The sequence below is a fragment of the Streptomyces sp. NPDC033136 genome, assembly GCF_055578235.1.
This window is the reverse complement of the sequence record NZ_JBVIPD010000017.1, coordinates 54,426-65,737: the sequence shown is the minus strand read 5'-3', so window position 1 is coordinate 65,737 and position 11,312 is coordinate 54,426. Positions and strand designations below refer to the sequence as shown.

Here is an 11,312-nt window from a genome sequence, read left to right as displayed (position 1 = left end):
GCAGCCCCGTGCCTAGCGGATGTTCGGGTCGAAGGTGAAGATCACCAGCGTGCCCAGCAGGATGGTGAACACCGTGGCGGTGTAGAGCAGGCCCTTGAGCCACAGCCGGGTGTTCGCGCGCTCCGCGTAGTCGTTGATGACCGTGCGCAGGCCGTTGGCGCCGTGCAGCATCGCGAGCCACAGCATCAGCAGGTCCCAGACCTGCCAGAACGGGGACGCCCAGCGGCCCGCCACGAAGGCGAAGCCGATCTTGGAGACGCCGCCGTCCAGCACGAGCTGGATCAGCAGGTGGCCGAGGACCAGCACGACCAGCACGACGCCCGACAGGCGCATGAAGAGCCAGGCGGCCAGCTCGAAGTTGCCCCGGGTGGTCTTCGGGGTCTTCTTGGTCCGCTTGCGCGGGGCCTCGATGAGGGGCGCCGGGTTGTCGACGGTGTAGACGGCGCCGCCCTCGACGGGGCCCACGCCGGCTGCGGTCTTCTCAGTCGTGGACATTGGCGTCAGCTCCCGAACAGTTCACGAGCGGCGTGGCCGAGGACGGGGTAGATCGCCCCGAGCATCAGCACGACCCACAGGGCGACGACGGTCCAGAGCATCTGCTTCTGGTACCGCGCGCCCTTGATCCAGAAGTCGACGGCGATGACACGCAGGCCGTTGAGCGCGTGGAAGAGGATGGCGGCGACGAGGCCGTACTCCAGCAGCGCGACGATCGGCGTCTTGTACGTGGCCACGACCGTGTCGTAGGCCTCCGGGGACACACGGACGAGGGCGGTGTCCAGCACGTGAACGAACAGGAAGAAGAAGATGAGGACGCCGGTGACTCGGTGAGCCACCCAGGACCACATTCCTTCCCGGCCGCGGTACAGCGTTCCAGCCGGCACGGAAGTTTCCTCCGGGAGCGGTGATTGGGGCCGCGCCGGCTTTCCTTGTCGGTCGGGCCCGGCCGGGTACGGTCCACCGGCCCCCAGCATCGTAGCGATGTGCTGCCGCCGGGCTGAGCCGGGGTCCCGGGGTGTGATCAAACTGGCATGCAAAGAGGTACTGGTGGGCTAGCGCGGACGGGGAGTACGGGGGGTTTCCGGGGCCGCCGGGGTGCGGGCCGTCAGTGGTTGACCGGGCAGTTCCCCGCGCCCCTGAGGGCATGCAGCAGACGCCCCCTCGCGAGCCGCCGGAGTTCGTCCGCCGTCACCGCCCGCTCCTCCTCGGGATCGTTGGTCAATCGTGACCGGATGGCTTCGAGGAGGCGGTCCAGGGTCTCCGACGGCGAGACACCGTCCAGGCAGATCACGAACACGTGCCCGAAGCGGGCCTCGTAGGCGGCGTGGGCCGCGTTCAGGGCGGTGTGGGCCGCCGCGTAGGTGTCCGCGGGGAGGGGCGGCAGGGACTCGGCCGCCAGGGCCTCGGCCAGGTCGGCCCAGGTCAGGTCGTAGGCCGCCTCGTCCGCGGCGGCCAGCAGGGAGTCCAGGTCCGGGTAGGGGCGGTGAGCCGCGACACGCCGGGACCAGCGGAGGCTGCGCAGGCACGTGAGGAGGGTCTGTTCCAGGGCCTCGGCGGAGGCTGCGTTGAAGTGCTCCACCGGTATGGCGAGCCGGCCGGGGAGATCTGGGGGACGGTGCGCAGGCAGCGTGGGTCCTCGTGGGCGTCACGTGTGTCGGCAGGGCGTGCTGTGAGAGATGTGACGTCACGCTATCGAGTGCGACCGAGACGTGTCCGACGGATGCCCGAATTTCACCCCGGAGAGAGAGTTTCGGAACGCGTGGTGGACGCGCGTGACGCCTGGTGGGGTCTTAGGTTGGCCGTGTGAGTCAGCACAGGCGCCGGCGTCCGGCGAAGCAGGGAAATCAGCGGCAGCAGCGGCAGGTGCTGGTCGTGGCCATGGCCGTCGCCCTGGTCGTGGTCGCGGCCGGGGTGAGTCTCGCCCTCTGGGCGGCCTCGGGCGGCGACGGCGGGTCCACCGGGCCGGAGGCCAGATCCTCCCGGGGCGGGGCCGCCGCCGCGCCCACCACGACCTCGCCGGAGGCGAGCCCGAGCCGCTCCTACGCCCTGTCCGAGGCGCCCCGCACGATCCCCGCCGTGCGCGACCACACCGCCGCGCGGGGCCCGGGCTGGCGTCCCGAGAAAGGCAACCGCGTGGTCGTGGACGACCCGGCGCTGGCCGACGAGGGGCGGCTGGTCGCCGGCGAGCTGGGACTGACGTACCAGGGCGAGAAGAGCGACGAGCGGGCCGGGGACCTGCGACTGACGCTGAACGACGACAAGGGCGCGAACCCGGAGTCGTACGTCATGACCGTGCGCGACGGGCGCGTGGAGATCAGCGGGCCCGCCGACGCGGGCGTCTTCTACGGCACCCGCACGCTCAAGCAGGAGACGCGCGGTGGCGGCACCGCCCCCGAGGGCGTGGTGCGCGACGAGCCGGCCAAGGCACAGCGCGGGTTCATGCTGGACATCGCGCGCAAGCACTTCACGGCCGGCTGGATCGAGGACCGGATCCGGGAGCTGGGCGACCTGAAGTTCAACCAGCTGGGGCTGCACTTCTCCGACGACCAGGGGTTCCGGATCGAGTCCGACTCGCATCCGGAGATCGTGTCCGAGCAGCACCTGACCAAGGCGCAGGTGCGGAAGATCATCGACCTGGCGGAGAGCCGGCACATCACGGTCGTGCCCGAGATCGACTCGCCCGGGCACCTCGGCGCGGTCATCGACGCCCATCCCGACCTCCAGCTGCGCACCGCGCAGGGCTCGGCGGTGCGGGGCGCCATCGACATCTCCAAGGCCGCGAGCGCCGACATCGTCGACGATCTGCTGAACGAGTACGCGGATCTCTTCCCCGGCAAGCCCTGGCACCTGGGCGGCGACGAGTACCAGGCGCTGGTCCGCTCCGACCCGGAGGCGTCCTTCCCGCAGCTGGCCGCCGCCGCGCGGGAGAAGTACGGCTCCGGCGCGACGGTCGCCGACCTCGCCACCGGCTGGCTGAACGACCGGGCGGCCACCGTCCGCAAGCACCAGCGCGTCCCGCGCGCGTGGAACGACGGCTTCTTCCGGGACACCTCCGTCGAGGCGGACAAGGACATCCAGGTCGCCTACTGGACGGGCAAGGAGATCGGCGCCCGGCAGCCCGCGGAGTACCTGAGCGCCGGCCGCAAGGTGATCAACTACAACGACGAGTTCCTGTACTACGTGCTCGGCGAGCCGCAGACCTTCGTCTACCCGACGGGGCAGCGGATCTACGAGCAGTGGACCCCGCGGGTGCTGCGCGGCACCGAGGCCGTGCCCGAGCGCTACGACGGCCAGATCCTCGGCGGGTCCTTCGCCGTCTGGTGCGACCTCGCGAACTCCCAGACGGAGGACCAGGTGGCGGCCGGAGTCCGGATGCCGCTGCGGGCGACCGTGCAGAAGCTGTGGGACCCGGACAAGCCCGAGCTGTCCTGGGCGCAGTTCCGGGCACTGGCCGACAGGCTCGGCTGACCTGGAACGAATGGGCCCATACGGCTGCGAACTCCCATACGGCTGTGGTGTTCTGGCGCGAGCCGAACCGAACATGCCGGGGGGAACCGGAACATGGGGCACTGGGGATACTTCGTCGTGGGCCGGGGGGAGCGGCCGCTCGCGGAGCCGGCCGCGCTGTCGGGAGCCGGGGACGGCCTGACATCGCATGATCCGGCGCCGGGCGGGTGGCAGGTCTGGGAGTGCCCGAGCGGCGACGGCGACATCGGGAACATGAACGCCCTCGCCCGGGAGGCCGGGGCGCCCGCGCTGTTCGGCTACGTCATGGACAGCGCGTGCGTGGTGCTGGAGGCCGCGGCGCCGGAGAGCGGGGCGTGGACGACCTGCCTCGCCCGGGACGCGATGGCCGGGTGTCCGGGGGCCGGCCGAGAGGGCCTCTCGCTGGAGGACTACTTCCTCGAACCCCGCGACGCGGCCGGGCGCGCCGTCCGCCGGGCCGCCGGGGCCGGGCTCGAAGTGAACGCCGACGCACTGGTGGACGTACTGACCTCAGACCCTGATCCTCCCCCACTCTCGGCTTCGCCCGAGCGGGGGCCCCCAGGCTGAAAACCTCTTCTTCCGTTTCCTCGACCGCCTGGGCGTGGTGCCCCTGTGACACTCCGGGCCCGTTGCACGCAGTAAGGGGAAGTGCGGGTTCCGTGAGGGGTGAGGCTGCGAGCGGCCTGGCAGGGCCCTGGAGAAGGGCCCGCGGAGGGAGGCGTGGATGAGCCTGGTGGAGTTGATCGCACAGGCCGACGAACGCGGGCTGGCCGCGAGCGGGCTGGCTTGTTTTGATCGGTGCGTGCCGCTGCTGGGCGGCGACGACGAGACCCTGCGGCCGGTGTGGGCGACCCTCGCCGACGACGCCGGTGCCGGCGCGTGGGGCGAGCGGCTGGAGCAGGCGCGCGGGAAGCTGGAGGCGGCGGGCGCCGAGGACGAGGCGGCCCTGCTCGCCCAGCGGATGCTCGAGAGCGCCCCCGCGGAACCGTCCGCCGACGGGGTCCGGGTGTGGGCCGACGCCTGCTCCGTCGCCTCCCTGCAGATCCACCGTCTCCTCGACACCGCCGAGGACGAGGCCTCGTCGGTGGACGTACGCCGCGAGGGCCGCACGGACGGGATGTCGCCGCTCGTCGCCGCCGAACTGCGCCGCCAGATCACCGTCCTGGAGGTCCTGGCCGGACACGGCCCGGCCGGCCTGCGCCGGGTACTGGAACTGTCGACGGAGGGCCGGCGGGTGCTGCGCGCGGTGGTGTCGCGCCGGCGCCGGCAACAGCGCTGACACACGGGCCGCAGAGGCCCGGCCGCCCTCGGGGGTCCTTTCGCCGTGGGCCCTTAAACCCCGTTCCTGTCAGGGTCCTGTGACCGTCCGTCGGGTGAGGTGGGGCGGTTCTGCGTCACTTCGGGGAAGTCCCCGGATCCCGGTGACGAAACGCTTCGCCGCAGCGCTTTCCCGGGTGTGACGACTCAAGCGGAGACCAGGCCCTCGGCGGCGGCGAAGCCGCAGCGGTGGGCGGCGGACACGGTGGCGACGATGCGCGAGGGAGCACGGCTGCGCCTCGACTACTCGGCACAGAGTCTGTGGAGCATCGACCGGATGATCGAGGGGATACGGCAGGAAGGGGCCCCCTACGCCGCCGTCGAGGGAGTGCTGCGCGGCTTCGGTGCCTACGCCGGTGAGGTGATGGCACGTCAGGCGGGCGCCGAGTGGTGGGCGACCGGCGGCGACCACTGGATCCGCACCCCCGACGGGCGCCTGTGGGACCCCATGGAGGAGGCCCGCCGCTGCTATGCCGGGCACGGGTCGCTGCGGCTGCTGTGCCGGGACGCGGTGAGCAGCGCGGCCCGGCGGTAGCGTCAGCGGCCGAGGACGATCTCGGTCCCGCGTTCGGTCGGCTCCGGGGCGGACTCCTTCGGCTTGGCGGCGTTCGCGGCCAGGGTGCGGATCTCGGGCAGGTCGTCGTAGAGGTTCTGGCCGGGGCACTCGGTCGGGTTGCCGTCGCGGTGGCCGGAGACGCGGTGCAGCGTGACCTTCTCGCCCAGCTTGTACTTTCCGTTGTCCGCCCCGGAGGTCAGCACCACCGTCCCCGTCGGGTCGACGCCGTACAGGCCGAGCTTCCAGGCCGCGACCTGGGCGACCGACTCGCGCACCGCGGCGTTCGTGGTCGTCGCGGAGTAGTCGCCGAGCACCGAGACGCTGCTGGTGGCGGTGTTGAAACCGTAGGCGTGCGCGCCGAGGACGGGCTTGTCGACGCCGCCCGCGCGGCCCTCGAAGACGGTGCCGCACTTGTCGACGAGGAAGTGGTAGCCGATGTCGTTCCAGCCGTAGCTTTTCACGTGGTAGAGGAACACGCCGCGCACGATCGACGCCGATTCGGAGCAGGCGTAGTCGTTCGTGCCCGCCGTGTGGTGGACGAACATCGCCTCTGTGCCGGAGGTATAGGTGGGCGGGCTCTTCACCAGGGACTCGTCGGCGCCCCACTGCGAGCGCGGCGTCATGGCGGGACGCTCCGCCGGGGCGGCTCCGGCGGCCGGCCCGACCGCGTCCGGTTCGGCGACCGCGGTGTGCACGGCGTCCGACCCGCCCTCGGGATCGACCAGTTCGACGCGCAGTCCCTCCGGCAGCCGCCCGCCCGAGACCCGCACCTGGACGCCGTCCGAGGCCCCGGTCCACAGTGGCTGGGTGGCGCCGCGCACGCCGGGCCGGTGATGGTCGGGGCCGGTCTCGGGCGTCCGGACGTCGGAGTCCAGGGCGTGCCAGGCGCTCCACCGGCCGCTCTCCCGGGAGCGAGTGCGCACCTGCGCGATGCCGTCCAGGGCCGCGTGCGGGTCGTCCCAGGTGACGCCGATCATGCTGAACGGCTCGGTGGTGCGCGGGGCGAGGGACCGCTCGTGCGGATCACCGTCCGGCACCCGGACGGTGTGCACGCCGTCCGAGGAGCCGGCCGCCCGGGCGGGCTGGGTCAGGCCGAGGCAGCCGAGGGCCAGGGCGGTGGCGACGGCGGTGCGCAGGAGGCGGGGTGTCATACGGTGCTCGCCTTTCGTGGGCGGTGGCATCGCGTGCAGCACTCCCCGGTACGTCACTTGGGCCAAACCCGTCCGGGCCCGCACTCCCGAGGACGGCGGGTCGGGATGACCCGAACGGTGGCCAACACTGACCGGCGGCCGGACGCCTGACGCGCTGTGACACTTCCGGACCGACCGGCGCTGATCAGCGTGAGGGCACGCACTCGGCACGGACGAGGACGGTACGTGGGTCAGGGAGCGGAACCCCGGCGCGTGCAGGCGTACGACGGGGAACTCGGCGCGGCCGTCGCACGGGCCCAGCAGGGTGACGAGGCGGCCTTCGCGGTGGCCTACCGGATCGTGCAGCCGGGGCTGCTCGGGTACCTGCGCGGTCTGGCCGGGGACGACGCGGAGGACGTGGCGTCCGACGCCTGGCTGGAGATCGCCCGGGACCTCGGGCGGTTCCGGGGCGACGGGGCCGGCTTCCGCGGCTGGACGGCGGCCATCGCCCGGCACCGGGCGCTGGACCACCTGCGCCGGCAGCGGACACGCCCCCGGTCGTCCGCGCTCGAGCAGGACGTCCTGGACCTGCCCGGGCCGTGGAGCACGCACGACCAGGCGCTGGAGGCCATGTCCACCGAGCACGCCCTGGAACTGGTCCGGGGGCTGCCGCGCGACCAGGCCGAGGCCGTGCTGCTGCGGGTGGTGGTCGGCCTCGACGGCCCGGCCGCCGCGCGTGTCCTGGGCAAGCGGCCGGGGGCGGTGCGCACGGCCGCGTACCGGGGCCTGAAACGCCTCGCCGGGCAACTGGGCGCGGAGAGAGTGACGGATGAGGAGCCCCGGACGCTGGGTGAGTCGACGTAACCGGAGTCGGCGGCTTCGCCTGGCGGCCGGTCCAGGCCGGGCGGGCTCGGCGGCCTGAACAGGGCCGGCCGGCGGGACGTACTGGTGGGACCCGGCGGGCCGGGTGGGGCGAGTGGAGCGAGTGGATCGAGCAGGGACGGGAACGGACATGGGTGAACGGCGGAGCGACGGCGGGCTTCCCGGCCGTCGGCGTGTGCACCCTGGCGATCCGGTGTACGGCCACGGGGCCGTACCGGACGCCGACGGACGGCTGCCCGGCCACCACCGGCCGCCCGGCGTCGGCAGCCCGGGCCTCGGGTCACGTCGCGACCTCGACGCCGCCGAAGTGGAGACACTCCTTGCCGCCGCCCTGCTCGGGGACCGTATCGACGCCGAGGCCGAGCAACGGGCCGTGACCGCGTTCCGGGCCGCCCGGGCCGAGGGCGCGCACCGGGCCCGCACCCGCCGCCGCGACGACTGGCGTCCCACGGAACGGCGGCACACAACGCGTTCGCTGAAGGCCACGTTCTCCGTGCTGCTCGCCAGTCTCACCCTGGGCGGAGTCGCGGTCGCGGCGATCGGCTCGGTGGGGCCCACGGACGGTGCCGACGAACGCGACCGCTTGCCCTCCTCCTCCCGGGACCCCGGCGCCTCGACGGGCGGGCCCACCGACGCGGCGACCGGCTCCGCCCCGGCGGGCCGGGACCGTCCCGGCCTCTCCCGGGACATCGAGGCACACTGCCGTGCCTACGAGCAGGTCTCGGGCCGGGGCAAGGCCATGGACGCGACGGCCTGGCAGCGCCTCGTCGAGGAGGCGGACGGGGAGAGGAACGTCACGGCGTACTGCGCACGACAGTTGGCCGGGACAGGGACAGGGGCAGGGGCAGGGACAGGGCCAGGGCCAGGGACGGGGACAGGGACAGGGACAGGGGCGAAGCCCGGCAGCACCGCCGACCAGGCCAGGCCCCCGGGAGCCCCCGGTACCACCGGCTCCGGCAACGCGGGCACCGGCTCGGCCGGGGGCAGCGCTTCGGGCGCCGCGCACGGCGGCGGAAGCGGCACCGGCGGCGGAGGGTCCCGCACCGAGGGGCGGCCCGATCGCCCCAACGAGAGCCGCCGCCCCTGAGGCGATGGGGGAAGACGCAAGGCATCCCGTCGTCCGTTCAGACCTTTGCCGCTCACCGCGAAGGGCGCTTGCGGGGCGATGCGCACCCCGGGGCGGCTGTGGTCAGCTGTCGTTCAGGCTTCTTCGGTTTCCCCGTGAAGTGACCATCTAAACGTTGCTCTTACGGCAGTTGAGACGCGTGAGCGGGCGAAAGGTTGTGCGCACGTTTGGTGCCGTCTTGAGTACGGGTGCATCACAAAAGGCCGCTCGCTGTGCCTGATCTAGGTGCTATTGCTGGGATCGATCCAAGATCGTCTGCTGTTCGGGTCGTGCAATGGTCGAGTGAGAGCTCCCTCGGGTGCTGATCTCGTCCGCGCAATTCCCTTATGAGGTACCGCATTTGGCCTCCCCTTGGTGCGGACGCTCCGGCCGTCGGCGCTGACCGGACGGCCGAGTGTCCGCCTGAGCGATCGCGACAGGAGGGGCCCGTCCCCTCCGGACATGAGCATCGGGCTACCGCGGGCGCCTCCGTGTCCGAACTGCAGGACCCGCCCGCCCCCGTGCCGCTTCACCCGTCCAGTGCCGCCCGAACCCAGGTGCGGCCCCGCATCCCTGCTGAGAGGGCACTTCATGGCCGACGAGATGGTGCGTCAAGCCCAGGTCTTCATCAACCGTACGTACGGCAGCCGCATCGGCATGACCGTGGAGGAGAACGGGCAGACCGGCTGGCCCACCATGTACGCCCTGACCCGCGCGCTCCAGTACGAGTTGGGCATCACCAACCTGTCGAACAGCTTCGGCCCGGCCACCCTGGCGGCCCTCGGGGAGAAGTTCGGCAAGATCGACGCGAACAACGTGCCGTCCGCGGACTTCTGCCGGATCCTCCAGTCCGCTCTGTACTGCAAGGGCTACGACGGCGGCGGCATCGACGGCACCTACAGCGCCCGCGTCCAGCAGTCCGTCACCGAACTCAACGCCAACATGGGACTGAGCGCGGTCTATCCGGGCAGCGCCCTGTGGCCGAAGGTCATCAAGGGCCTGTTCAACATGGACGCGTACGTCACCGTCAGCGGTGGGTCCAGCGTGGTCCGTTCGGTGCAGCAGTGGCTCAACGGCCAGTACGTCCTGCGCAAGGACTTCTACGTCATCCCCTGCGACGGCCACCACTCGCGCGACGTTGCCAAGTCGATGCTCTTCGCCGTCCAGTACGAGATCGGGATGGCGGACGGGGCCGCCAACGGTGTCTTCGGCCCCGGCACCCAGTCCGGTCTCAAGTCACACACCCTGTCGGTCGGCAGCTCCGGCAACTGGGCGCGGCTCTTCACCGGCGCGATGATTCTCAACCAGCGGCCGGTCGCCTTCGGCAACTTCACCAGCGCGGTCTCCACCGCCGTCCAGAGCTTCCAGTCCTTCGCGAAACTCCCGGTCACCGGCAAGGGCGACTTCTCCACCTGGGCCTCCCTCCTCGTCTCCTACGGTGACCAGAGCCGCAACGGCGAGGCCTGCGACGGCGTCACCAAGATCACTGACGCTCGCGCGGCCAGCCTGAAGGCCGCCGGGGTGAAGTACATAGGCCGCTACCTCACCAACCCCAGCGCCACCTCTCTCCCCGAGAAGGCCATCCAGCCCGGCGAGTTGGCCACCATCGCCGCCAACGGCCTGCGCTGCTTCCCGATCTATCAGACGTACGGCCGGGACGCCGACGGCTTCAACTACGCCGCCGGACGGGCCGCCGGCCAGGCCGCCGCCAACGCCGCCGTCGACCACGGCTTCAAGTCGGGCACGCGGATCTTCTTCGCCGTCGACTTCGACGCGCTCGACCACGAGGTGACGTCGAACGTCCTGCCGCACTTCAAGGGCATCGTGGACGCGCTGGCCGCCGACGGCGGACGGTTCGAGGTCGGTGTGTACGGGCCGCGCAACGTCTGCACCCGGGTCGGCGAGGCCGGGCACTCCACCGCCTCGTTCGTCTCCGACATGTCCTCCGGCTTCTCCGGGAACTTCGGCTACCCGCTGCCCGCCGACTGGGCGTACGACCAGATCGTCACCCGGACCGTCGGCTCCGGCGCCGGTGCCATCGAGATCGACGTCAACATCGCCTCCGGCCGCGACACCGGCCAGGCTTCCTTCAACGCGCCCCGGCCACCGCGCCCCGACGTCGCCTTCGACGGCTCCTTCCTCAACGCACTGCACGAGGACCTCAGCCGCTACATGCGCAGCATCGGCTACGAGGACGACGGCGGCACGGGCGCCGACGCCCGCCTGTTCACCCACACGCAGTGCTTCGAGACGATCATGTCGCACGACGCGCAGACCACTCAGCTGTCCCGTGCGTACACCATGCGCAAGGCGATGATCCAGACCTCCGCGTACTGGGAAATGCGGCACTACGACCTGATCGACCAGGGAGTGGACCACCAGGTCGCCTCGTACCACCTCAACGGCGTCGGCATCGTCAAGGACTCCTCGACCGGCATCGCGCAGATCAGCGGCGAGGTCGGCATCCGCGCCTGGAACCACTGCATCGACAAGGGCTTCGTCACCGGCACTCGCACCGACCCGACCAAGGACGCCGACATCTGGGCGATGTGGCAGAAGGTCAACAAGGACAACGCCTTCGCCATGCGGACCGTGCCGCTGATCCACCTGTGGGGCGTCGCGGGCAAGCCTGGGGGTAAGAACCCGCCGGCCGGCGAGACCACCCTGCGTGCCATGAGCCTGGACTACACCGAGGGCGAGACTTTCGAGATCATCCGCCGTTACCAGGGCTGGGGCGACCAGGCCGAGGCCGATGCCGCCAAGCGGATGGGTCTATACCACATCTTCGAGAAGTACAACAACCTTGTCCGACAGCTCGTCGGCGGATGAGGTGATCGCC

Annotated in this window: 10 protein-coding genes and 1 pseudogene; 7 read left to right on the top strand and 4 right to left on the bottom strand. The window is 71.6% G+C overall.

The genetic code is table 11. From position 1 onward, the window contains the following. Window positions 1-12: 12 nt before the first annotated feature. From ACZ5TL_RS27475 to ACZ5TL_RS27465, 3 genes are all read right to left on the bottom strand, one after another. Entirely contained in the window at window positions 13-495 is a 483-nt protein-coding gene (locus ACZ5TL_RS27475) for a succinate dehydrogenase hydrophobic membrane anchor subunit (RefSeq protein WP_190049716.1), read from the bottom strand. Window positions 496-500: 5 nt separating this feature from the next. Beyond that, entirely contained in the window at window positions 501-881 is a 381-nt protein-coding gene (gene sdhC / locus ACZ5TL_RS27470; RefSeq protein WP_031107855.1) for a succinate dehydrogenase, cytochrome b556 subunit, read from the bottom strand. 221 nt (window positions 882-1,102) lie between these two features. Next, window positions 1,103-1,576, bottom strand: a complete 474-nt coding sequence (locus tag ACZ5TL_RS27465) for a 2-oxo-4-hydroxy-4-carboxy-5-ureidoimidazoline decarboxylase (protein WP_468593076.1) — start codon at window positions 1,574-1,576, stop codon at window positions 1,103-1,105. Window positions 1,577-1,875: 299 nt separating this feature from the next. On the opposite strand from ACZ5TL_RS27465, the gene ACZ5TL_RS27460 reads away from it, so the two are divergent. From ACZ5TL_RS27460 to ACZ5TL_RS27445, 4 genes and pseudogenes are all read left to right on the top strand, one after another. After that, a complete protein-coding gene (locus ACZ5TL_RS27460) occupies window positions 1,876-3,465 on the top strand; it encodes a beta-N-acetylhexosaminidase (protein ID WP_468593187.1) in 1,590 nt (529 codons plus the stop codon). 93 nt (window positions 3,466-3,558) lie between these two features. Beyond that, window positions 3,559-4,099, top strand: a pseudogene (locus ACZ5TL_RS27455) (hypothetical protein). Between the two features lie 108 nt (window positions 4,100-4,207). Next, window positions 4,208-4,762: a hypothetical protein gene (locus tag ACZ5TL_RS27450; protein ID WP_468593075.1), complete on the top strand. Its 555-nt coding sequence runs from the start codon at window positions 4,208-4,210 to the stop codon at window positions 4,760-4,762. Window positions 4,763-4,939: 177 nt separating this feature from the next. Next, window positions 4,940-5,335: a hypothetical protein gene (locus tag ACZ5TL_RS27445; RefSeq protein WP_468593073.1), complete on the top strand. Its 396-nt coding sequence runs from the start codon at window positions 4,940-4,942 to the stop codon at window positions 5,333-5,335. 2 nt (window positions 5,336-5,337) lie between these two features. Here ACZ5TL_RS27445 and ACZ5TL_RS27440 read toward each other — a convergent pair whose 3' ends face one another. Further along, entirely contained in the window at window positions 5,338-6,507 is a 1,170-nt protein-coding gene (locus tag ACZ5TL_RS27440) for an N-acetylmuramoyl-L-alanine amidase (RefSeq protein ID WP_468593072.1), read from the bottom strand. Between the two features lie 225 nt (window positions 6,508-6,732). Here ACZ5TL_RS27440 and ACZ5TL_RS27435 point away from each other — a divergent pair, with 225 nt between their 5' ends. The 3 genes from ACZ5TL_RS27435 to ACZ5TL_RS27425 all read left to right on the top strand — a co-directional run bounded on the left by ACZ5TL_RS27435 (window position 6,733) and on the right by ACZ5TL_RS27425 (window position 11,302). Beyond that, window positions 6,733-7,350, top strand: coding sequence for an RNA polymerase sigma factor (locus ACZ5TL_RS27435; protein ID WP_468593071.1), 618 nt, complete (start codon window positions 6,733-6,735; stop codon window positions 7,348-7,350). Between the two features lie 148 nt (window positions 7,351-7,498). Beyond that, the gene (locus ACZ5TL_RS27430; protein WP_468593070.1) at window positions 7,499-8,455 is read left to right on the top strand and encodes a hypothetical protein; all 957 of its coding nucleotides are present in this window, start codon (window positions 7,499-7,501) and stop codon (window positions 8,453-8,455) included. Window positions 8,456-9,064: 609 nt separating this feature from the next. Next, complete coding sequence (locus tag ACZ5TL_RS27425) at window positions 9,065-11,302, top strand: glycoside hydrolase domain-containing protein (protein WP_468593069.1); 2,238 nt, start codon at window positions 9,065-9,067, stop codon at window positions 11,300-11,302. The last annotated feature ends 10 nt before the right edge of the window (window positions 11,303-11,312 follow it).